Source organism: Planktothricoides raciborskii GIHE-MW2 (assembly GCF_040564635.1).
Taxonomy (GTDB): domain Bacteria; phylum Cyanobacteriota; class Cyanobacteriia; order Cyanobacteriales; family Laspinemataceae; genus Planktothricoides; species Planktothricoides raciborskii.
Genome location: NZ_CP159837.1, coordinates 1,966,723 through 1,989,015 on the forward strand (window position 1 = coordinate 1,966,723; position 22,293 = coordinate 1,989,015).

19 protein-coding genes are annotated in these 22,293 nt (G+C 43.1%); 9 read left to right on the forward strand and 10 right to left on the reverse strand.

Going from position 1 to position 22,293, the window contains the following annotated elements; genetic code table 11:
* Positions 1 to 34: 34 nt before the first annotated feature.
* Positions 35 to 1,207, reverse strand: a complete 1,173-nt coding sequence (locus tag ABWT76_RS08270) for an esterase-like activity of phytase family protein (RefSeq protein WP_231636557.1) — start codon at positions 1,205 to 1,207, stop codon at positions 35 to 37.
* 246 nt (positions 1,208 to 1,453) lie between these two features.
* Between ABWT76_RS08270 and ABWT76_RS08275 the strand changes: the two genes are divergently transcribed.
* Positions 1,454 to 2,713, forward strand: a complete 1,260-nt coding sequence (locus tag ABWT76_RS08275) for a tetratricopeptide repeat protein (protein WP_354635923.1) — start codon at positions 1,454 to 1,456, stop codon at positions 2,711 to 2,713.
* A 205-nt stretch (positions 2,714 to 2,918) separates the two neighbouring features.
* Here the strand turns inward: ABWT76_RS08275 and ABWT76_RS08280 are convergent, their stop codons facing one another.
* The 3 genes from ABWT76_RS08280 to btpA form a co-directional block, all read right to left on the reverse strand.
* Entirely contained in the window at positions 2,919 to 5,156 is a 2,238-nt protein-coding gene (locus ABWT76_RS08280; RefSeq protein WP_354635924.1) for a CHASE2 domain-containing protein, read from the reverse strand.
* Between the two features lie 206 nt (positions 5,157 to 5,362).
* The gene (locus ABWT76_RS08285) at positions 5,363 to 6,319 is read right to left on the reverse strand and encodes a vitamin K epoxide reductase family protein (protein WP_054464547.1); all 957 of its coding nucleotides are present in this window, start codon (positions 6,317 to 6,319) and stop codon (positions 5,363 to 5,365) included.
* A 264-nt stretch (positions 6,320 to 6,583) separates the two neighbouring features.
* Entirely contained in the window at positions 6,584 to 7,399 is an 816-nt protein-coding gene (gene btpA, locus ABWT76_RS08290) for a photosystem I biogenesis protein BtpA (RefSeq protein WP_054464548.1), read from the reverse strand.
* Between the two features lie 309 nt (positions 7,400 to 7,708).
* Between btpA and ABWT76_RS08295 the strand changes: the two genes are divergently transcribed.
* The gene (locus ABWT76_RS08295; protein ID WP_354635925.1) at positions 7,709 to 8,650 is read left to right on the forward strand and encodes an SGNH/GDSL hydrolase family protein; all 942 of its coding nucleotides are present in this window, start codon (positions 7,709 to 7,711) and stop codon (positions 8,648 to 8,650) included.
* A gap of 338 nt (positions 8,651 to 8,988) precedes the next feature.
* Here ABWT76_RS08295 and ABWT76_RS08300 read toward each other — a convergent pair whose 3' ends face one another.
* The 6 genes from ABWT76_RS08300 to ABWT76_RS08325 all read right to left on the reverse strand — a co-directional run bounded on the left by ABWT76_RS08300 (position 8,989) and on the right by ABWT76_RS08325 (position 14,075).
* On the reverse strand, positions 8,989 to 10,116 hold the full coding sequence (locus tag ABWT76_RS08300; protein ID WP_354635926.1) for a Gfo/Idh/MocA family oxidoreductase: 1,128 nt from the start codon (positions 10,114 to 10,116) through the stop codon (positions 8,989 to 8,991).
* Positions 10,117 to 10,826: 710 nt separating this feature from the next.
* Complete coding sequence (locus ABWT76_RS08305) at positions 10,827 to 11,177, reverse strand: phenylpyruvate tautomerase MIF-related protein (protein ID WP_054464551.1); 351 nt, start codon at positions 11,175 to 11,177, stop codon at positions 10,827 to 10,829.
* An 88-nt stretch (positions 11,178 to 11,265) separates the two neighbouring features.
* Positions 11,266 to 11,745 carry a flavin reductase family protein gene (locus ABWT76_RS08310; RefSeq protein WP_054464697.1) on the reverse strand — a complete coding sequence of 160 codons (480 nt, stop codon included), beginning with the start codon at positions 11,743 to 11,745 and terminating at the stop codon, positions 11,266 to 11,268.
* Positions 11,746 to 12,065: 320 nt separating this feature from the next.
* Complete coding sequence (locus ABWT76_RS08315) at positions 12,066 to 12,221, reverse strand: zf-TFIIB domain-containing protein (RefSeq protein ID WP_231636561.1); 156 nt, start codon at positions 12,219 to 12,221, stop codon at positions 12,066 to 12,068.
* Positions 12,188 to 12,391: a zf-TFIIB domain-containing protein gene (locus ABWT76_RS08320; RefSeq protein ID WP_354635927.1), complete on the reverse strand. Its 204-nt coding sequence runs from the start codon at positions 12,389 to 12,391 to the stop codon at positions 12,188 to 12,190. Before ABWT76_RS08320 ends, ABWT76_RS08315 begins: the two co-directional genes overlap by 34 nt.
* A 205-nt stretch (positions 12,392 to 12,596) precedes the next feature.
* On the reverse strand, positions 12,597 to 14,075 hold the full coding sequence (locus tag ABWT76_RS08325) for an NB-ARC domain-containing protein (RefSeq protein ID WP_354635928.1): 1,479 nt from the start codon (positions 14,073 to 14,075) through the stop codon (positions 12,597 to 12,599).
* Positions 14,076 to 15,036: 961 nt separating this feature from the next.
* On the opposite strand from ABWT76_RS08325, the gene ABWT76_RS08330 reads away from it, so the two are divergent.
* The 7 genes from ABWT76_RS08330 to ABWT76_RS08360 all read left to right on the forward strand — a co-directional run bounded on the left by ABWT76_RS08330 (position 15,037) and on the right by ABWT76_RS08360 (position 22,259).
* Positions 15,037 to 15,990 carry a hypothetical protein gene (locus ABWT76_RS08330; protein ID WP_354635929.1) on the forward strand — a complete coding sequence of 318 codons (954 nt, stop codon included), beginning with the start codon at positions 15,037 to 15,039 and terminating at the stop codon, positions 15,988 to 15,990.
* A gap of 8 nt (positions 15,991 to 15,998) precedes the next feature.
* Complete coding sequence (locus ABWT76_RS08335; RefSeq protein ID WP_354635930.1) at positions 15,999 to 18,719, forward strand: helicase HerA domain-containing protein; 2,721 nt, start codon at positions 15,999 to 16,001, stop codon at positions 18,717 to 18,719.
* A 2-nt stretch (positions 18,720 to 18,721) separates the two neighbouring features.
* Complete coding sequence (locus ABWT76_RS08340) at positions 18,722 to 19,582, forward strand: hypothetical protein (protein ID WP_354635931.1); 861 nt, start codon at positions 18,722 to 18,724, stop codon at positions 19,580 to 19,582.
* Between the two features lie 275 nt (positions 19,583 to 19,857).
* Positions 19,858 to 20,496: an ARC6/PARC6 family protein gene (locus ABWT76_RS08345; protein WP_354635932.1), complete on the forward strand. Its 639-nt coding sequence runs from the start codon at positions 19,858 to 19,860 to the stop codon at positions 20,494 to 20,496.
* 377 nt (positions 20,497 to 20,873) lie between these two features.
* Entirely contained in the window at positions 20,874 to 21,221 is a 348-nt protein-coding gene (locus tag ABWT76_RS08350) for an STAS-like domain-containing protein (protein WP_354635933.1), read from the forward strand.
* Positions 21,221 to 21,826, forward strand: coding sequence for a hypothetical protein (locus ABWT76_RS08355; RefSeq protein ID WP_354635934.1), 606 nt, complete (start codon positions 21,221 to 21,223; stop codon positions 21,824 to 21,826). Before ABWT76_RS08350 ends, ABWT76_RS08355 begins: the two co-directional genes overlap by 1 nt.
* 247 nt (positions 21,827 to 22,073) lie before the next feature.
* Positions 22,074 to 22,259, forward strand: a complete 186-nt coding sequence (locus ABWT76_RS08360; RefSeq protein ID WP_354635935.1) for a hypothetical protein — start codon at positions 22,074 to 22,076, stop codon at positions 22,257 to 22,259.
* The last annotated feature ends 34 nt before the right edge of the window (positions 22,260 to 22,293 follow it).

Sequence of the window (22,293 nt, forward strand, 5' to 3'; positions counted from 1 at the left end):
TAATGATGATGAGATGTTTGCTTGTCAACTACCCCTAATTTTTCTTTAAACGAAATAGCAAAAATTGCGTCATTTGATCGGCATTAAAATTATCATCGCTGACCAAAATTAAACTTTGACTGCCATCGGGCAAACGCGGCCCCAGAGTCATCGCCTCTAAGTTATCTAAAGTAATTCCTAAATCCTCCAGATTTAACAGCAAGCTTTTCTGGATGGGTTGGACTTTATTTTCTAAGCCAATAAAACTGGGAATACTACTGGTATCTGTTGCCCCACCCAGATTTATTTGAAAAATTTGCGCGTTGTACCCTAAAAATCCAAAAGATCGCTCCAAACTCAATAAATGACCCCCCGGATCTAAAGCTAATAATTCCGATAAGCTATGAATTAAACTCCAACGGGGGTCTTGGCTCATGGGGTAAGCGTATTCGCCAATTAATAACGGTGGCCCATCACTAATTAAGTAATGCAATAGACGGTTAATCACTGGTTGTTCGGGATTAGTGGCGTCTTGGTCTTGTTGTAGGGGTGATTCCGTGGCGGTAAAGATGCGGAACGGATCCACGGTGGCATCCCCAAACCCTCTGGGATTGATGGTCAAAGATTCAAACCCAAGATTATCTTGAACTCCGAGGGTTTGTTCTGAACCTTTCGCATCTGGGATATAACTTTGGGGAATGGGCAAGGCAGAGACAAACTGCCCAGTTTCCCGGTTGAACTCATGGATAAATGGGGGAATGCCCCGATCGCTCACTCCTTCGCTGGAAATAAATAGACTATTGGGCGCAGCAAAGGCAATCCCTTCTGGGTTAATTTCTCCCCTGGGATAGGGTTCCCCGTCTTCTTTAGTGAGAAATGTCACCGCTTCCACTTCCAGATTTTCGATCCGGGGGGCGGTAGGGATCTCTGAGTTTAGATTCAACTTTAAAGTGTAAAAACGGGCTGGGGCATAGTCTCCGCGATCGTCAGAAATAGCGTAGAAGCGATCGCGCTGCCGGTCGTAGGTAATTCCCGACAAACCCCCCACGGGAGTTTTGGCAAATGATTGTTTCGGGAGTTGGTAGGCGTCGAGAAATTCTAAAGACCAATCCAAAAACATTCTTTCTTGGGCAGAAACTTGCGGAATACTACAGCCGACAAGGAATATTAAGCAGGTCAGTATGCCTGTGAATACCCCAGAAATTAGTTGACGATTTTCTCGCTTCACCGAAATCCTCCCAAAATTGTTGCATGCATCAGAATCTATGTCAGACTGACGCGAAATCGCGAAATACTTAGATATTGTATATTGTGGATTGCTAGGTAATGACCACGTAGCTTTTATGTTACCTTTTAAATACCACTAGCGCCAAAATTCACCCAAAACTAAGCCAAAACTAAGCCAAAACTAAGCCAATATTCAGCCAATATTCAGCCAAAACTAAATTTTGTACATAAGGATTAATCGCCCTGGATGAACCATAAAACGCTGCGATTCCGCGCAGCGGATCCCTTACGGGAATCGCTGACGGCTTTAAGTTTGAGTTTAACTTTAACTCAAACGATCTTGCTGTTTGGATTGCTCACACCGTTGATGGCAGTCGCTCGTCAACCGTCCCAATTAATTGAGAGTAATCCCCTCTTATCCACAGAACCGGATCCACTATTGCCCAATCCGCCGAAAAATGGAGAACTGGTATCCCCGGAAAGAGAAATTTTAGCTCAGGCTTTGGATCAATTAAATCTGGAAGCAACCGCTCAGTTAGCAGCGGGAAATACTCCCGTAGCTTTTGCGATTTGGAATCGAGAATTAAGATTGCGACGCTATTTAGGTCCGATGGATGAGTTAGCAGCTTTGAGTCGGGTAGGTGCGATCGCTTGGCAACAAGAGGACAGTACCCAGTTACGCATCATTACACGACGATTAGAAAACCTGGAGGTGGATCATTGTCCACCAGCCAAAAATTCCTGTGGACTGGAATTTTTAACCGCCTTGGTTCAGGGTTATGAATCAGTAAAAGCGCGAGATTTGGCCATTAAAGTTTATCAAACTATGTTGGCGGATGCCCAAAATCGGCAGGATATTGAGACTACTAAAAATTTATGGAGTGCGATCGCCCGTCTTGCTTTGGAAAAGCTGGATTATGTAGCCGGAGCAATGGCTTATGAGCAGTTATTAGCGATCGCGGAAACTGAGGGAAATCAGCCCCAAATAATTAACTATGTAGAGCAACTGAGTTATATATACTCCCAAGCCAAACAATACCCACAGGCGATCGCCATGCGGCAGCGGTTAGTACAGTTTTATCTCAATGTTCAAGACTTAAGATTAATCCCCGAATTAAAACTCGTGATCGGGCAGGACTATCAAATCTTAAATCAGCTAAACTTAGCCATCAACAATTATCAAGAAAGCTATACTTTAGCCTGGACATTGCAACAGTTTGCCGTCGCCAGAGAAGCCTTAATTAAAATTGCCAATATTTATCAACAAGCTGCGGAATTAGAAAAAGCAATCCAAGTCTATGAAGCCTTAGTAATTGTCGATCAACGCGCCACTAATTTTTATGGGTTAATGACGACCTATTGGCAACTGGGTAAACTCTATAGAATGCGGGAAAATTACCCCCAGGCGATCGCGGCTTTTCAAAAAGGCTTACAAATTTCTCAGCAATTTCAGTTCACCGATCTTCAATCGGACTTTCAACAAAATCTAGAAGAACTGCAACGGTAATGTTATTGGTTGATGGTTGTTGGTTGGTTGTTGTTGGTTGATGGTTGTTGGTTGTTTGTTGGCAAACCGCGAACAACAATCAACAAAAGAATCCCTACCCAAGAACCAAGAACAAAAGAATCCCTACCCAAGAACAAAAGAATCCCTACCCAACAAACAACAACCATCAACCAACAACAATCAACAATCAACAATCAACAAATCCTTATTTTTCCATTTGATCAATTTCCATCAGCTTAGACTTAGAAATGCTTGAGTAAAATTTGTACTGATTTTTACCGAGTTCTTTTGCTGCATACATTGCTTGATCCGCCGCCTTAACCAAATCATCGGGAAGCTGACTATCTTCCGGGTATAAACTAACCCCAATACTGGCTGTAACTTTAGCGGTATTGTTTCCATCAACTAAAATCGGTTCTGTCACCATCGCTAATATTTTTTCCGCCACGATCGCCACATTACTGGTCTGAGCAATTGCGGGTAAAATCACCGTAAATTCATCCCCCGCTAAACGAGCAACCGTATCAGTTCCCCGCAAGCAATTTTTCAATCTCTGAGCCACGGTTTTGAGCAGGACATCACCGGCATCATGGCCATAGCGATCGTTAATCAGTTTAAACCCATCTAAATCTAAAAACATCAACGCCACTGACTGCTGATTAAATTCCGCCCATTCTAAACTTTGCATCAACCGTTCGTAAAAGAGTTTCCGATTAGGTAAGCCAGTTAGGGCATCGTGATAGGCAATATAACGCAGACGATTATGGGATGTTTGTAATTCTTCATTAGAACGAGTTAATTCTGCCGCAGTTCGCCGCAGTTCTTCTTCCATTTGTTTTCTTTCAGTGATATCTCGCAGCACCCCGACTAAAAATAAATTTCCCGCCGCATCTTTATGCAGCGATCGCTTCGTAGCCATGAAATAAGTATTGCCTAGAGAATCGGTAAATGTCTCTTCATGTTCGCTGGATTTCCCACTCAGAAAAACCAACTCAGCTTGTTCCCAAAAAATATCCGCTTCTTTTTCTGGGAAAAACTTTTCCTGCGACCCATTAATTAAAGTATCAATCGAATGGCCAAGTAAATTGGCAAATGCTTGATTAAGCACAATCCATTTATGATTTCTATCTTTAACAAAAATCGGATCAGCCACCGTGTTAATAATCCCTTGTAAAAAATCTTTAGAACGTTTCAGTTCTTCCTCCAGGTGAGCCAAATATCCGGTAATTACAATTGCTGAACCGGCTAAAGTTAGACTGGCAGGAATCAAAGGCAACCACCAATTTACCAGAAACGCTAGATAGCAAATCAACAATAAACCGATTTCTAACAACAGAATCCCCGCCAAGTTGAGATAGGGCGATCGCCAGCGCCAACTCAGATAAGCGCCGATCGATGACCAAGCAAAAATCCAGATCCATTCCACTGGGTCTGGCCAGAATTTAAGCAATAAACTCTGGCCATCGATCGCCGCATTAAGCAACTGACTCAGAAAATTTGCATGGAGTTCAACTCCAGCCATTTTATCCGGTTTTTTAAAAATATTTGCACTATAAGGTGTTGAGAAAAAATCTTTCAAACTTTTAGCCGTATTCCCAATCAGAACAATACGACCTTTAATTTCCTCTGGTGGAACTTTATCTTCTAAAACATCGCTAAAAGACCAAGTAGGAAAACCCCCCTCAATTCGGTAAAAATTCACCAACAGTTGATATCCGCCATTATCCGCTCTAACATAAGCGCCATCGTTAGGTTTAAAAGGACGCAACACGGTTTTTCCTAACTGTAGCTCCCACGGATTGTTAGCGGATTGTATCAGTTCAATGCCTTCCTGTTCGAGATATTTAAAAGCTAACTGAAAAGCAAAACTTCTATGGGCTTTGTTATCGGAAGTCCACCAATAAATTAAGTTTTTCCGCAAGATACCATCCGAATCAGTCTGAGTATTATTAAAACCGATTTGTTCGAGGGGAAGACCAGGGGGCGGTGAAACTTCAAAGTTATACTCATCTTGAGCCGCAACTTGTCGAATCCCGATAATATTGGGCATACGGGCAAATACTTCTTGTAATTCAGCATTACCCGGTTCTACCGGCAGATCCCGAAAAATATCCAGACCAATTAATCTAGCACCTTGGGCATTTAATTTCTTTAGTAATGCTGCCATAATTTCATCGGGAATTGGATACTTACCAATCTTGCGTAAATCTTCCTCATCAACTCCAATAATCACAACCCGATTCTCTTGGGACTCTGCGGGTTTCCAGCGAAACAACTGATCCAGGGCGGCTAATTCCCACCCTTGCAATATACCCGTTAATCTGATCAGGACAATACAAGTAGCCACCCCAAATGAAGTTAGCAGAACTCGACTCTGTGGCTTAATGAACTGCTTCAGAGTTGACCAGATATGTTTTGGAGATTTCTTTTCCTTGACGATCATTGAAAACCCAATTAATAATTCGGCATTGAGCAATTTGTTTTATAGGCGGCATTCGATTCAGGCAAGCCCAAGAATGCTTTTTCTGGTGAATAGTTGTGAAATCAGCTCAAGAAATCCGCTCAAAATCGATTGAGAGGAACCCCAATGATTCAGAGCGAACAACATAGATGCCCTGAGTCATTAAAACCAGCCAGTTGGTTGTTGGTCTACTGATAAGGAAAAGGATGGATAAATCCGCGATCGCCCTGATAATTAGATAAATCCGCTAGAGTTTCTAAACGTTGCACCCCTGCATATACTTGACCATTAATCTGCCAGCTAGGATATCCTGCAAGTCCAGCCGCTTTGCACATTTGCGGACGAGCATTTTTGCCCTTGGGATCGCATTCCACATAATCGATTAGGGCAAAAGCTTGCTGACCAAAAAGTTCTTTTTGTTCATGACAATGGGGACACCAATAAGCCCCATAATTTTTGGCTCCAATTGCAGTCAAATGCCGAGCTAAATCCATTTCTGCTTTTCCCGATTTATTAGTAATTGGCAGCCCAATTTCCCCTGGGATATTCACCGCTTCACTGGATGAAGCGGTTGAAGAATCTGCCGTTGGCGTTACATTGGCGTAAATTCCGGTGACTCCAACCAGTGTCACCATGCCAATGACGCAGCCGGTCATAAATAGTTGCCCTGGATCCAGCCAATTCCGACCAATGATGGTCAAGGTAAACAGGGTCACGGAAAAGATAGCTGAAGCGATACAGTATGGACATAATGCCTGAATTTTAAACAGCATCACATACATGAGATAGCTGCTAAATACCAGCATGGCGACACCGAGACTAAACATCAGCAACCAAGTGGTTTCTTGGACTTTAGACTGAAAAGATTTATCGGTTTTTTGCCGCAACAACCAGGGCAAGAAAGCTAAGAATGCCATCGCGATATAGGCTAATAACCCATAGAGGGTTAAAGGCAGACCAAAGACTGTGGCATAGTCACTTTGCAAAACTTCTTTACACCCACTGGTGGGACAAACATCCGCAGCAGTTCCCGATAACTCAGCCGCTGTTAGCCATGCGGTTTCTAGGCAACCCACTAAGGCGATCGCCCCAATTAAATGACGCGACCATTGATGAATCCAAGGAATAGATTTTCGACTTGTCATTCTCCCCCCAAATTAAATAATCGATACTGGGCGTGACATCTTTCTCGATTCTGACATATCTCACATATAGAAGTAGAGAGCGCGGTGAATGGTTCCAGATTTGAGATGAACAGACTGCACATCTAAATCGGACATTTTACCGGCTCTCTAGGATTTCTTTTGCTCTGTGGTTGCGGGAAATGCTGCTGGAAATGGTTCAAATTTTATTTCCAGGGGCAGCAGGGGGCTATGAACGGCTATCTAACTTAATTTGCCCTGCTTAAACTAACATCCGCTCGGTTTGATCGATCGCGCTGCTTCCACAAACTGACTCACCCGTAAGGGGTCGATCGGTTGGTCGATTTGACCGTGGCGTTTGAGCGAATTAGCGACAATCACACCATCGGCAGAGGGTAGCAGAGTGGCAATATTGTCCCAATTGGCGCCACTGCCAATGAAAACCGGAGTCTCTGCGGCGGCTATCTTAGCAATTTCTAGGTCTTCGAGTACAGGAGGGCTACCTGTAGCCCAGCCAGAAATAATGACGGCATCAGCTAAACCTCGCTCAATAGTATCTTTGACGGCATGAGTGAGATTAGTCGATTCTAATGCTTGAGCGTGTTTGACGAGAACATCGGCGAAGATTTTCACCTCGGATCCGAGTTCCCGTCGGTAACGAAGCAGTTGATGAGCTTGTCCTTCAATTAAGCCTTGGTCAGTAGCCATGACACCTGTAAGAACATTCACCCGGATGAATTGGGCGCCCACACAAGAGGCGATCGCCAAACCACTGTGAGCGTCATTTCGCAGGACATTAATCCCAATTGGCAGAGTAACTAAATTCATTAGCTTTTCTACCAAGATCGTCATCGCACTGACAACGGCTGGGTCTACAGTACCTTTGGTAAAAGGAGCGTCGAAAAAATTTTCGACGATAATCCCATCGACTCCACCAGCGGCTAAAGCGGTCGCTTCGCGCTCCGCTCGCTCGATCACTGTTTTGAGATTGCCACTCCATCTAGGAGAAGTGGGCAGTGGCAATAAATGGACAACACCAATGATTGGCTTGGGGGTTTTGAATATCTGCTGAATTAAGTCCACGTGCTTTCCATTCGGACTCGGCTTTTCAATAAATTAACCCGTTAAATACGAGTTAACACCTAAACTTTTTTAGAGTTTAAATCGATAAATGATTATATTGGTACTATAACCCTAGATGGATCAACCTATTTCTACTTCAGTCCGAGAAAAAGCTGAAATCCGCTTTGATTGGCCGATTTATCTGGGAATCGCCAAATTTTTTTCTGCTACCCAATTCCATCGGTGTAACCGAGCCAGCATTCCGAGGGAAGATCAGTGAATATTCCACTTATTATTTGCACAATTTTTTTGATAATTTTGGGGTTTTTTTTGGCAGGCGAAGTCCTCTTACGACTGAGATTTGGCTTGGGAACCCCTTTGATTTACTTGCCTGACCCGGAAATTGGCTATATTCTCGCGCCCAATCAACAAGTCCGTCGGTTAGGCAATTTAATTGCAATTAACCAGTATTCGATGCGGAGTCCGGTCATGGAAAAATCTCCCCCAGAAGGAACATGGCGGATTTTACTCCTGGGGGATTCGGTGGCCAATGGCGCCTGGTGGACCGACCAAGGTCAGACGATTTCCGCACTTATGACCAATCAGTTACAAGCAACTTGTTCAGCAACTTTATCCGCAGGGTCAACGGAGAGAACATCATCAAATGTCAAAAATATCCAGGTGGAAGTCCTCAACGCTTCTGCAAATTCTTGGGGGCCAAGGAATGAGTTAGCCTTTTTACGCCGGATGGGGAGTTTTGGCGCGAAGGTGGTGGTTTTACTGATTAATACCGATGATTTATTTGCGGCAGCCCCTAGTTCTCTCCCGGTTGGGCGCGATCGCAACTACCCAGACAAAAAACCTGCCCTAGCCTGGTTTGAACTATTCACTCGTTACATATTACCCGCCCCCAAAGTTCCCACCGCCCCCAAAGAACCGGGGGATCCGGTCGATCGCAACCTAGAAGCCATTCGACAAATCAAACTCTTAACCCAAGAAAGCAATAGTCATCTACTGGTGGCCATGACGCCACTCTTGAGAGAAACCGGCAACCCAACCACCCCACGGGACTATGAACAGAAAGCCAGGGCTAGGATACGGTCGTTCACCCAAGCCGAAAAAATTTTCTACCTGGATTTTTTACCAATTTTCAACCGCCAAGAACAACCAGCCAGCTTATACCGGGATCACATTCACCTCAGTCCCACCGGCAACCAGCTTGTCAGCCAAACCCTCTGCCAAATAATTCAACGAGAAACCGGGTTTCTATAACAATTTTGGTGGCCTCACCTACGATTTTTTAAAGTATCGTAGGGTGCGTTAGCGACAGCGTAACGCACCATATTCTATGTCTTACGCAGTAGCGAAGTATCGTAGGGTGCGTTAGCGACAGCGTAACGCTTATTTCTATAAAAGAAAGCGCAAAGTATCGTAGGGTGCGTTAGCGACAGCGTAACGCTTATTTCTATAAAAGAAAGCGCAAAGTATCGTAGGGTGCGTTAGCGACAGCGTAACGCACCATATTCTATGTGCAGCATTTAACCTTCTCAAATCTGTTCATAGTATCGTAGGGTGCGTTAGCGACAGCGTAACGCACCATATTCCATATCTTACGCAGGCACCGCCACGGGGTTAACACACTCCAGATTTGGCGAACTCCAGGCTTGGCCATCCAAAGCCATCTGCTCAATCACACTAGCCAAACGCAAAGCTTTAAGGGCTTGTTGACCGCCCACCGAAGGTTGCTGTCCACCCCGGACGCAATTCACAAAATGCTCTAACTCAGCGTGCAGGGGTTCTATATTGCTGGTGTAAACTTTTTCAATCAAACCATCTTGGCGATAAAGCACTTGACCATAGTCCGTCATATAGTCCGCCGTAGTCTGCCGATGAATCAGAATTTCATTATTCAGAAAATCCGCCTCAGTCAGGGAGTTGTGGCAATGAGCCATCAAACGGCGAATTTTGCGATGAGTCACCTTGCTGGCAGTTAGAGTGGCGACAACTCCATTGGCAAACCCCAGGGTGGCAGTGACATAATCCACGGGTGGGGCAGACTGTGCTTGCCTAATGGGCCAATGAGGGGTTTTCTTTTCGGCTTGATTGTGGTAAACCCGCGAACCGCTGGCCGTTAAGCGAATCACTGGAGAACCCACTAATTCCAACAGCAAATCAATATCGTGAATCATTAAATCCAAAACCACGGAGACATCGTTAGCGCGATGAGAATATGGACTCATGCGATGGGCTTCTACAGCCAGTAACTCCTCGGTTTTCAGGACTTTACTGAGTTCTTGGAAAGCTGGGTTGAAGCGTTCAATGTGACCCACTTGCAGGATACAGCCCGAATCCGCAGCGGCATTAACTAAAGATTCGGCTTCCGCAATACTAGAGGCAATTGGCTTTTCAATTAAAACGTGAACCCCTGATTGTAGACAGGTCATGCCGACGGAGTGATGCAAGCGAGTGGGGACGGCAATACAGACCGCTTCTACATGGGGCAGCAAGTCCTGATAGTCTTCAAAAAACCGAATGCGATATTTGCTGGCGATGTCTAGACCTCTTTCCACATTGATATCCGCCACACCGACTAATTCAATATCTTTCAGCAGACTCAGAACACGAGTGTGATGTTGTCCCATGTTGCCCACCCCAATTACGCCAACTCTCAGGGGTTGAGGTTGACTGCGTACATGAGAATTGATCGGTCGGGTTAAAATGTAATTATTGTTTTGCATTTTTGGTTTTTACTCCTCACACCATAAACAATTTGCCTGTCACGAGGCATTCGGGATCTCACACCACTTGTGATAGTAACACAATGTATCTCTTTGTAAAGAATTTCAAAGTTACCTGGAAGTTCCTTAAGCAAAGGGAGAATAGATGGACAAAATTAATCGTAGTTATTTCTGAGCGATCGCTCTGATTAATTTTTTTTGGTATCAACTGACACTTCTATCTGTACCTTTGGACTTGAGAGAGAATCCGGAAAATTCATGCGGTGCCGGAAAATTAATTTTTTGTATCCTAGTTATCAGTGAGATAGTTGGGAGAGCTTGGTTGCGGTTTAAGGGGGCGCGATCGCGCCCCCTGCCAGAGGCATATCCCTGTATTTCTTATTGGCTTGACCATCCCATTTACTCGGTTATCAATCAATCAGATGAATCAATCAGCGGATTTTTAATTTTTTTACTTATTTTATGGATTTTTCTCAATTACTAGGTTTATTTCGGCGCAAGTAGGGGCAGTTCGCGAACCGCCCATAATGCTTTTTTTATTAAAACCGGTATAATTTATAATTTATTCTTTTTGCCATAAAAAAATAGAGATTTGCGGCAACAAATCTCTATTTTTTATGTTTAATAATTCATCCCCAAAAAGAAACCGGGTTTCTAAAATAACTTTTGCCGGAAATCGGAAATCTGATCAATAAATCCGGTTTCTGTAGTTAGAAAGTAGAACCATTCCAGCCCCACATCGAACCTTTGGCGTCATTAAACTCAATATAAATGCGATTTTGGGGAACCCCCAGAGATTGATTAATTTTTTGGCAAAAATCCTCACTCATACTTTGAGTTTGAGTCGAAGTCATACTGCCAATACTTTTAATTTCTATGTAACAAACTGGGTCGGTTGTTCCCGCAAAGGTCATCGGCACATCTGAGTCAAAAGCAGTCATTACATAAGACTCTGGCTTACCCAGATGTTTGGCTAAACTCGCGGAAAGGGTTTTAAGTAAACTTTCCACCTCTGTTTTTGGCGGAGTCGAAACCGTGGTTTTTACTGCGATCAAAGGCATAAATCAAACAAGCAATGATGGACTAAGGAAAATTCAGAATCGCGAGGTAGCCGCGCTGAATGGATTTAATTAAAATACTCGGATTTTTTTATCCACCGTAATTCCATCCGGTACTTTCCAGCAAGAGGGGCTCACCCTCTCGGTGAACTCCGGCAGCAATCACTTCTCCGACATAAACGGTATGATCGCCATGTTCCACGGAACCCACGACTTTGCACTCTACATAGCCCAAAGAGTCGGAGATAATAGGACAGCCAGTTTCTCCTATGTAGGATTCCACGTCTTCAAACTTATTGCCCACCAGACGCTGAGGCTTAAAGAATTTTTGCGCCACATCTTTTTGACCAGCTTCGAGGACGCTGAGGGAAAAAACCCCACTGGCTTTGATCATGGCGTGAGAAATCGAGTCACTTTTGACGCAGTTGACGACCAGAGGGGGCTGAAAGGAAGCCTGCATCACCCAACTGGCGGTAAACCCGTTGACATTTTCCCCGTCACAGACTCCACAGATGTAAAGCCCGTGGGGGATTTTCCGCAGAATTGTTTTTTTGGCTTGTTCGTCTAGCAAGGGATTCAGTAGCTCCAAGGATATGACATTGCACAGTTTACCAAAATTATTATCTCCAGATGCGACTCTTGGGCGATCGGGCCCGGTGCCGAGATATCGCAATCAAGTTCCCGCTACCCAACTAAGTAGACGGGCAGAAATAAATGCATCACAGACCAGATCAGAAGAAAAACTGTCATTCCCGCGCAGGCGGGAATCCAAAGCCTATCGGCGGAGAACGAAAAGTGCAATTGATTATGTTCACCTACTTATAAACATCACCCACCGATATCGGTGGGCATTTTCCGAGGAATTCGATAAATCGCCAGAGTATCATTAAGTTAGCTAAAGAAATTTTTAATGGTTTCAAATACCGTTTCTTCTTTGTAATCTTTGAATTCTCCCGCATCAAACCACATCCCATAGCAAACGGGACATTTTTCATAAAAAATATGGGATTGTTTCAAGTCCGTATTTTGGTCATCTTGGTTTGACATTTGGGACAGTTAATTTCTCTGGTTTGATTAAATTTTTGGCCGGTTTGCGGATCTCCTACATCGATACTTTCAGCCCCTTTGATTTCCTTGAGTTCTTGGGCTTCGAGAGAATCAAACCAAATTCCCTGACATTCCGTACAACGGTCTACAGTAATGCTGGCATAGACCACTTCGGATAAAGTTCCTTGGCATTTCGGGCTTCGGAAGTTGAGTCATTATTTTTGCCTAATTTTTAGCTTCATTATTCCCACTATCTTAACATATATATTGCTGGATATCACCCCCACCACCGGGAAATTAAATCTGCTGGATCCCAATTCGAGCCTTTTAGGATTAAATCCACAGTATCATTCACCATTTCTGGGTTTATTAACATTACTCAATAAATTGATAAATTTTGTTATATTTCCGATTAAAATACTGCCGCATTACGGGTTGAAGGGTAAATCGAGTAATTTTTTGGGCTGTTTCTTTGGTAATCAAGGAACGACGGATTAAGGATTGCATGGCATCAGGAAGATTAGCAGGGGAAATGGGGAGTATGTCTCGCAATTTAGCCAAAGAAAGCGATTCCGACTCTGCGGCTAAAGCAGAAATAACCTGTTGTTCTAATTCCGATAAGCGATCGCACTGCTGTTGTAACCTAAATTGCAAATCTTCCGGTAAAAATAACGGGTCATAATCAAATAATTCCTCCACGTTGCCGCCAAACAAATCGGTAATCATGGTAGCAACTATTTTTAACCAAAGGGGGTTTCCTTGGTACTGATGAATCAATTTGTCCCAGTGGCGATCGGGGATTAAACCTTGTTGGCTTAAAAGTTCTCTAGCGGGTGCAATACTTAACCCATTTAATTGTAATGAATGACAATATTGATTCGTGGATTCTACGTCAGCAATTTCTTTAGGTGGTTCTGAACTAATCAGCAACAAGCAAGATGAGTGAGAGAGTTCAGCCACTTGTTTAAATAGGCAGCCATAATCCTCATAACCAGTTCGGTAATAACCCGCGAATTTTCCCCTATCGAAAAGCATTTCTACATCATCGAGAATCACCAAACAGCGAAACTTGCGGAAGAATTCTAGCAGTTCCGATATCGATTCCTTCCGGTGCGATTCTGTTACGGAGATTCGCGGGTTTCCCAATAAAGAGTAAGTAGGATAATTTGAGCAAAATTGCCGGATACTTTGCTGAAGTAATTCTAGGGTTGGGGCAGAACGCAAACTGCGCCAAATTACATAATCAAATTTATCTTTAATTTGCTCGATTAACTTCACTGCCAGGGTAGTTTTGCCGATGCCACTAATACCCAAAAGTTCTACCAAGCGCGATCGCTCTTTTACTATCCAATTTTCTAATAAACTGAGTTCATCTTGCCGTCCGTAGCAAGCAAAAATTTCCGGGGCTTCACTTAAATCTTGACAGGGGATATTCTCAGGGGAAGGCAGGAGAGAAAGGGAAGAGATATTTAACTGAGTTTCCAATTCATGCAATAAATCGCGATCGCTGGGCTGAGATATTTCTAAAGATTCCCAATCATTTGCCACCTCATTTCTCTGTGCAAAAGCTTTACCAAACTGTAAGACAAAAGAAAATCGCCATCGTCTTTCTAATGCCGAGCGAAAATTGCCTTTATTAACAGCTTCACCCAAGATATCAGAGAGTGCCTGCCACAACTTAAACCCCACTTCTTTCACATACACTTCAGAACGGTGGTGTGCCTCGGCAATTTCCCGATATTTATGATTATCCCAAGCCCCGCGCAAAATAGCCTGTTGCAAACTATCCAGGTGTTTTCCCGTCATTGCAAATATCAGATGGTCAGCAAATTCCAAGACTTCTTCGATATCCATTTCCCTGGTATATGTCAATAGTTTGGCGTATAGCAATTCTCTCTCCTGATGAAGTACAGATTAAAAACCTGTCATTCCCGCGCAGGCGGGAATCCATCTTTTTATGTAGACAGAGAATTTATCTATTATAACCAACTAAATCCACCTTTTTCCACCCCACCCAGCTAAATCCACCTTTTTCCACCCTATTTTGGGTCTAAAATTCCCTACTTTATCCAGCTTGATCCATCTAGACAAATTTTCTAGATTTATCGGATAATAAGTATCCATACTATTCTTAGGATTTGTAACTGTTGCCGGGAAAATCCCAGTTTAATCGTAGGGGCGAAGCATTCCGGCAGAAGTTCGATGGTTAAAAGCAAAAATTTATTCCCGGAATGCTTCGCCCTTAGATGCTGAAAAACCGAGATGAATTACAGTCAATATCACGCCCTTATATGCTGAACAACTAATAATTTATCTCCCAGACTTCGTAGGTTGGGTTGAGGAACGAAACCCAACATTGCTAAGTAGGTGAACATAATTAATTGCACTTTTCGTTCCCCGCCGATAGGCTGTGGATTCCCGCATTCGCGGGAATGACAGTTTTTTTTCTCATGGGGTCTGCGGTGCATTTATTTCGGCTCGTCTACTTATTAGGGTTGAGTTGGGTTTCCTGGCGTCAACCCAACCTACAATTTTACAGTGGAGTGACGCATGACCGTAATAAATTGCTGCTTTTAACCACAAATATCTCCCAGAATGTATCCCCGGATTAAGGGCGAAGCATGACCGTAATAAATTTCTGCTTTTAACCACAAATATCTGCGGTCATGCTTCGCCCCTACAACAAAAAAAGCCCCCATTATTAAGGTGCTTTGGGGCGATCGAACAAAATTTTATCCGCAAAAAAAGCCCCCCTTATTAAGGGCGGTTGGGGCGATCGAACCAATTATCTAATTAACTCATTCAGGATTTAACCATGATGACATCAGACGATTACGACAAAATCATCAAACAAAAAATTGCCAAGGGAGAAATCGTGAAAGTGCCTCCCAAGACGCCGCCAATTCTGATTGAAAATTGGGTCGTCTGGGAATATACCGCCTGTCTCTATACCAATGGAATTATCCTCACAACTGCTGAGTTACACAATTGGTTGAAAGCGGAAATGGAACATCAGCAAATTCCCGTAAATATCTTTTTTGCTAACAACGCTTGCTGGGTCATAGAAGGGGCAAGAGGTCGAGCAAAAGTGGATGAAGATTTCCGCCCCAGAGTGGTCGCGAGTCTGACCAATTCTCCTTATACAGATATCCAATTTATTGCCGGACTTGATTATTTTGGCGACTACTGGGTTAACTTCCAAATGATGTTAATTGTCCAGCCAGAAGAAATTGAAGACCCACCTCGTCCCGTTCCTCCACTCCGTCCTCAACCGCCTAAAGCACCCAATGTGACTTCTCCAATTCCTAATGCGGCGTTAGTAGTTATGGCATTCGTCGCTGTGGGCTTAACATTTTCGGGAAATCAAGGGTTAGGATTTCTGGGATTTCTGGGAATTGTCGGAACAGGAATTATTTGGTTTATCAGTAAAATTTCCAGGGAAGCCGCTGCTGAGTATGAGAGAAAGCTCGCTCAGTACAATCGAGAAGAAAAAGACTGGAAAGAGCAAAAAGAACAAGCCGAGAAAGATTGGCACCGAGAATTAGACAAAATTGCCATCGAAAGAGAAGAACTGAAGAAAAATCGGCTGTCTCGCAGTTTTAAATGGGATGACTTGAGAGTATTTCACGAAGTAATGTCGCTCTCCGTGGCCAGAGTTATTCACAAAAATCTGCTGCAAAAAGGCGCCACGGTGAAAGAAACCCAAGAACTGAATAAAAATGAGGAAATTATTCCGAAAAGCAAAAAAGATATTTTTGATGATTTCTAGGAAACATTATGCTCAGTTTAACCCCTATATCTTCTGGAGTTCGCTATTGGCGTGGGTCGGCAGTCAGCAAAGGACAGCCGCAAGAAATTGATGAATATCGCAGCCATGAAATTAATGTTTATCGGCTAAAGGCGATTCCTGATTTTGCTTCCGGTCGCTTTAAACTGATGGAACATTTAGACCCATCGGCACGAGTAGGCTTTGTGGTGAGTTGGCAAAAAAACTTGCTCAAAAGTTTGGCCTATTTTAGTTATTTGCAATCTGCTGATATTCAGCAACAGGATATTTCCTGCGGTTATAGTTTGAGAATTATTTATCAACCGAGTCGGGAGATATCTGGAACGAGTACGGAGATTTATTTGTTGGCTAGAGTTGCCAGTAATGACCCCAGTCTCACCGCTAGGGTTCAACGTCAACAAGCGGAGTATTTCAATAGTAGTCTGCGATCGCCCCTATACCAATTTGAATACATTGAGAGCGATCGCGACCTGCCTTGGTTGAAAAACCAGGACGCGGTATCTTGTTATGAAATTATCAAATCTGAAGAAGTTTTTCAGTGGCTAGAAGCAGATAAAAAATATTTTTATTCTCCGGGTAATTTCTCAGTGAATAAGGGCAATAATATGATGGCTTTATTCGAGCAAATCCAAGGATATCGCCATCAAGTTTGCATTGACCTGACCCTAGTTCCTACGCAATTAGAAGCCTACGAGAAAAAGGTGGTTTCCCGATATCTAGAAGCGTTATCCGAGGCCGGACGAGGCATCCGCGAGGAAGAAGTTGACCCCGATAGCAATACTCAGAAAGCGAAGACCGTCTATGAGGAAATTAAAAAAAAATATTATTCGGGAATTATCTTTCTTTCTAGCTTTAGAGTTTTCTCTCCGAGTCGAGAAACCTGCCAAAATGTTGCCAGTCAATTAGCGGCTTCTTGTACCGCAAACACTGTCAGTCCCAGAATCATTGAAGTCAACGATACGAGATATGCGGTGCAAACAGCTTTACAAGTGAATATTAATGACGAAATCGCTGTTTCTGGGATTTGGAATGTGAGGGGAAATAGACCGGATGGTTTCCCCGGTGGGCCAGAAACCATGAAGCGATTTCATCGCATTGTAGACTTAGATGAAGCCTCGGCTTTTTTCCGGTTGCCAGTGCCCATTAATCAACCCTGTCCGGGGGTGCGCTACGATAGCGGTTCGGCATTTGTAGCCGAAAAATCTAAAGGGCAAACGATTAATATCGGTCATTACTATCGCAATGTCAAAACCAATGAAATTTGCGATTTTGATATTGAACAATTAAAAACTCATCTGTTAGTGGTGGGTGGTTCTGGCAGTGGGAAGACTACCACAACTTTTAATTTACTCACCCAGCTTTGGGGTAAACATGGGATTCCCTTTATGGTGTTCGATCCCAAGGTGACACCGGAGTATCGCTATTTAAAACGACTCCCAGAATTTGAGAAAGATTTGCTGATTTTTACTCCCGGTCAAGAGTTTATTACCCCTTTGCGGATGAACCCTTTTGATGTGATTCCCGGAATTCCGGTACAGGAGCATATTTCTCGGATATTTGACTGTTTTATGGGGGCATTGCCTCTAGAAAATCCTCTCCCGGCTTTTATTCAGGAAGCGATCGATTATCTGTATGAAAAAAAACGATGGCAGCTTGCTTACAGTCAGGGAGGAGATTTGGACAAAAATGGGCAATCTTTAGAAGTTCCTACGATGCCAGAATTCTATGACAAAGTTTTGGATTTAGCCCAAAAAAATTATGGCAGCGACAAGGAGGTGGGCGATCGCATTAAAGGAGCACTGAAAGCCAGACTTTATCGACTGGTTGCCAACAGTGGCATCGGGTTAATGTTTCAAGCAAGTCGCCCTCTGCCATTAGCGGATTTGATGAGTAAACCAGTAATTTTTGAACTCGGCGGACTGAACAAACAAGAACAATCGTTATTTTCCTTATTTATTTTAGTGTTTGTATTCGAGTATGTCCGCGCCGTCCGGGTGGGTCAGTTTCAGCCACAACGAGAAGGGGAACGAGCCACAGACCTCGATTTACGTCATGTTTTGCTAGTAGAAGAAGCCCACAATCTTTTGGGTCAAATGTCCGCTTCCGGTTCCGGTGAAGAGGGCAATTCCAAAAATGAAGTGATTGATAAGTTTGCTCAAATTATGCGAGAAATGCGGGCAGGGGGGGAAGGGGTCATTGTGGTTGACCAGTCTCCCGCAGCTTTGGCGCAGTCGATTGTGGATGCGACAAATTTAAAGTTAATGCACCGTTTGCCCTCGCCGGGCGATCGCGAATATCTCGGCAGTGCCATGTGTTTAACCGAAGGAGAAGCACAATTATCCGGCATTTTTTCTCCGGGAGAATGTTTTTACTATGTGCCTGGTTGGGATGCGGCAAAAAGAGTGGCCACCGATAACTTTAAGGCGAAACCGGGAGTGCAAGAAAAATTAGCACGGCCTTTTAAAGATGAAGAAGTGATTCAGGCAATGGATGACTTTATGCAGCAGGACAGAGCATCTTTAATTTCGGGCTTGAAAGCGATCGTTAACCAGCTATCGGCAAATATTTCTGGATTAAAGGAAATATTAAACAGTAGCCAGGTAGAAGCGGTCAAAGAAGGGTATAAAGCGCAGATTAAACAAAAACAAAAACTACGGGACAGCTTTGAAAAACAACTTGATATATTATCCCAAACCCAGAGGAAACAATAACCATGAGTGATTTCAAGAAATCTAAAAAATCCGCTGACTCAAAGCGCTCTCACTCAGACAGTTCTGGGACAGACCTTGATGCTTTGTGTGAGGAAATTGAGGAGGCAGACCGAGAGGCTACGGAGCAAATTGAAATTCTAGAAATTAAGATTCAAGAAATTGAAGGTCTGGAGGAGAAGCTAAACTCTGTATCAGAAAAATTGAGTGGAATTGAAGGAGATGCATTGGAAAAGGCCAGAGAAGAAATTCTGAGAGAAATAAGCGAAAAAAGAGCGGCGGCGGATGAGTGTGAAAGGAAACTAAAAGAAATTCAGGATGATCTGGTTGAAAAACGGTCGGAAATTGCCAAAGAAATCGGGCACCGCGATGAAGCACTATTGGACATTGAAAGTGCCCAAGAAAAGTGCGATGCGGATCTCAGCGATGCTAAAGATGCCGTGAATGAAGAAAAGGAGAAATTTGAAGAGGCTCAGAACAAAATAGGGGAAGTCCTTGAAAAAATTGATGAAGCGCTTGCGGGTTATCAAACAAAAAAGTTTGAAATGTTGGCTTCTCAAGCGAACAGATTCTTGAATTCATCAATTGACAATATTTCTCAAACCGCCAAAAATTCTGTGGCAGGATTTATGCTATTTACTGGTCTGGTTAGCGCAATATTAGATGTGAATAACCGTGTATTTGCTGCGATATTTCCTGATTCAACTTTTTCGACGATTAAAGAAATGTCTAATAAAAATGAAGAATGGGCAAGCATCTCTAGTTCAGAATGGTTAGATATAGACTCGGTAATGGAAACAAAACGAGAAAAAAGACGCGATGCTGCTAATAAAAATCGTAAAGCAAACTCAATTAGTAGCAAATAAGTGTTGTCGATCCCCCCTAACCCCCCTGAAAAAGGGGGGAACCGGAGAAAAACCCCTTAAAAATGGGGAGAATCGGAAAATTATTGTCAACTGAATTATTCCTCATTTTGACACGAGGCAGAGCCTCACTCTGGGGCATTCCCACGCAGAGCGTAGGAACGAGAGATATGAAGTAAAAATTTATGCCTCTGGCTCTCCCCTTTTTAAGGGGGGCGGGGGGATCAAAGAGGTAGAGGGAAATCAAAACTAAGCTGAATCTTAATCAATGTAAAACTATGAACAACGAACAAGAAGAAAAGCGTAAACTTTGGAAAATATACGGCATTTTAATGGGCGTAATGGTCGGTGGTGCGGTGTTAATTTTGGGCACCCAAGCCGCTTGGAATGCCATCCAACGGCATTCGGCAAAATCTACAGAAGCAGAAACATCCGCCGAACCAGAAACTCCCTCAAATTCATCGACTTTACCCAACCCTCCGGTCAGTAGCCAATATAATAGTCAGCCGACTCAGCCGACTATTCCTAGTGGTTTAAGTCAGCAAGAAGCAGTGAATTTAATTAATCAATGGTTACAAGCTAAGGGGAAAATTTTTGCTCCCCCGTTCGATCGCCAGCTACTTGCCCAATATACGCATACTCAAGGAAAGCTTTACCAAGATATTGTTAAACTACAAGGGCCTATGGATTGGCTGAGAAGCACAGGTTCTTATTATACTTTTAACCAATCTCAAATTATAGAGGTTATTGAGTTTTCTACTTCGGGTGAATTGCCTGTGTTAAAAGTGAAAATTTCTGAAAATATGGTTTTTTATAATGGCGAACAAAATAAGCGGGAGACCAAAGCTTCTACTAATAGTTATACTTATACTTTTCGTCAACAGCAAGGAAGTTGGAAAATTGAGGATTATCAGTAAGGCTAGTTGAACAGAGTAATCATTAGCGCGATCGCTCTTTTTATTTCTCCTAAATAAATCGATAAATTCACCACAGAACTCTGTCGGACACAAAGATTAGTCTGAGTCAGGAGGCGCGATCGCTTATAAGATCAACCATGCTATATTTATCATTGGTGAAGACTAACATCGAAATCATTGTGCCGCCACACAACAGACAGGAACCCTTTGCACGGTTATTTCTCCGAATTATCGAGATGTGGCATCTGTCACCAAAATCGAGATACTTTTTTTCAGGAAACACTGGTGAACATCACACTCCAATGTGACGAAGCTCGTTACATCCTAGCGTCTGAGACCGATGACCAAGAGCTATTTTTCTAATGGGAACCCAAAATATGAGACACCAGATCCACGACCTAATAGGATTTGCTTGCATGACCCCCGATGAAGGCCAGAAGGTCTATGATTTGATTTACCCAGAACTTTTGGCCGATCGCCCGGTAGAACTTGATTTTGCTGGAGTGGAAATTTTTGCCTCTCCCTTTTTCAACTTTGCCATTGGGCAGCTACTCAGAGATATTTCCCCAGATACCTTAAACCGTCTGCTGAAATTTTCTCACCTGAATGCGATCGGTAAACAGGTACTCAAGCGAGTCATTGAAAACTCAAAGCAATATTATGCTAATGAAAAGACTCGCAAGACAGTAGACCAAGTTTTGAGCGAACAAGCAAATAGTCTCTAATGGCAGTTAACTATACAGTTCAAGCGGAAGTCGTTGATATTCGGTCTGACACACCGAAAGAAGATGATATTTTTCTAGTAGACACTAATGTTTGGTACTGGCTGACTTATACTCAAGCCAGTCGGTCAGCATTGCCTTACCAAATTACCGACTATCCGAATTATATATCAAAAGCTCTTAGTAGGAAATCACTACTGTTATATTGTGGTCTTTCTTTATCGGAGTTAGCCCACAATATTGAGCAAACAGAAAGAGAAATATTTAATTCTAATTTAAGACCCAAGGAATATCGTCATAATTATCCCACCGAAAGAGCGAATGTTGTGGCTGAAATTCAAGCCTCTTGGAGCCAAGTTACATCGATCGCTGTCTCCACAGATATCACGATTAATGAAGCAACGACTAAAACCGCTTTAACTAGATTTTCCACCCAACCACTTGATGGTTATGATTTGCTGATTTTAGAAGCAATGGAAAAAGCCGGGATTATTCAAGTTATTACTGATGATGGTGACTATATAACTGTTCCTGGTATTAGGGTATTTACAGCTAATCAAAATGCGATCGCAGCGGCAAGTAACCAAAACAAGCTTTTAATTCGCTAACTGTTAAATAGTTGCGCGATCGCTCTTTTTATTTCCCCTCAATAAATCGATAAATTAACCACAGAGACACAGAGGACACAAAGATTAGTCTGAGTCAAGAGGCGCGATCGCTTATAAGATCAACCATGCTATATTTATATCTGGTGAAGACTAAGATCGAAATCACTGTGCTGCCGCACAACAGACAGGAACCCTTTGCACGGTTATTTCTCCGAATTATCGAGATGTGGCAAAAGGGAAAATTGTTGTGATTACAGACATGATCCGCTCTTTGTGGGAGTCGGCTGGTTATGTTCTTTATGATAAAGCTTACTCAAGTCGCCGAATTCAGCAAAATCAAACTCCTCAAATGGCTAGAATGAATAATCAGGCTAAAGCTAATCAAATTATGCTGACTGACATTACAGAAATTTTGACATTTCGCAGGCTTTGATTTGGTGAATATCATGGCCAATTCCAGGCAGATA

Coding starts and splice junctions, on each gene's coding strand:
- ABWT76_RS08275 (WP_354635923.1), top strand. CDS start 1,454: ATGAACCATAAAACGCTGCGATTCCGCGCAGCGGATCCCTTACGGGAA.
- ABWT76_RS08280 (WP_354635924.1), bottom strand. CDS start 5,156: ATGATCGTCAAGGAAAAGAAATCTCCAAAACATATCTGGTCAACTCTG.
- ABWT76_RS08285 (WP_054464547.1), bottom strand. CDS start 6,319: ATGACAAGTCGAAAATCTATTCCTTGGATTCATCAATGGTCGCGTCAT.
- ABWT76_RS08300 (WP_354635926.1), bottom strand. CDS start 10,116: ATGCAAAACAATAATTACATTTTAACCCGACCGATCAATTCTCATGTA.
- ABWT76_RS08305 (WP_054464551.1), bottom strand. CDS start 11,177: ATGCCTTTGATCGCAGTAAAAACCACGGTTTCGACTCCGCCAAAAACA.
- ABWT76_RS08315 (WP_231636561.1), bottom strand. CDS start 12,221: ATGTCAAACCAAGATGACCAAAATACGGACTTGAAACAATCCCATATT.
- ABWT76_RS08325 (WP_354635928.1), bottom strand. CDS start 14,075: ATGGATATCGAAGAAGTCTTGGAATTTGCTGACCATCTGATATTTGCA.
- ABWT76_RS08330 (WP_354635929.1), top strand. CDS start 15,037: ATGATGACATCAGACGATTACGACAAAATCATCAAACAAAAAATTGCC.
- ABWT76_RS08335 (WP_354635930.1), top strand. CDS start 15,999: ATGCTCAGTTTAACCCCTATATCTTCTGGAGTTCGCTATTGGCGTGGG.
- ABWT76_RS08340 (WP_354635931.1), top strand. CDS start 18,722: ATGAGTGATTTCAAGAAATCTAAAAAATCCGCTGACTCAAAGCGCTCT.
- ABWT76_RS08345 (WP_354635932.1), top strand. CDS start 19,858: ATGAACAACGAACAAGAAGAAAAGCGTAAACTTTGGAAAATATACGGC.
- ABWT76_RS08350 (WP_354635933.1), top strand. CDS start 20,874: ATGAGACACCAGATCCACGACCTAATAGGATTTGCTTGCATGACCCCC.
- ABWT76_RS08355 (WP_354635934.1), top strand. CDS start 21,221: ATGGCAGTTAACTATACAGTTCAAGCGGAAGTCGTTGATATTCGGTCT.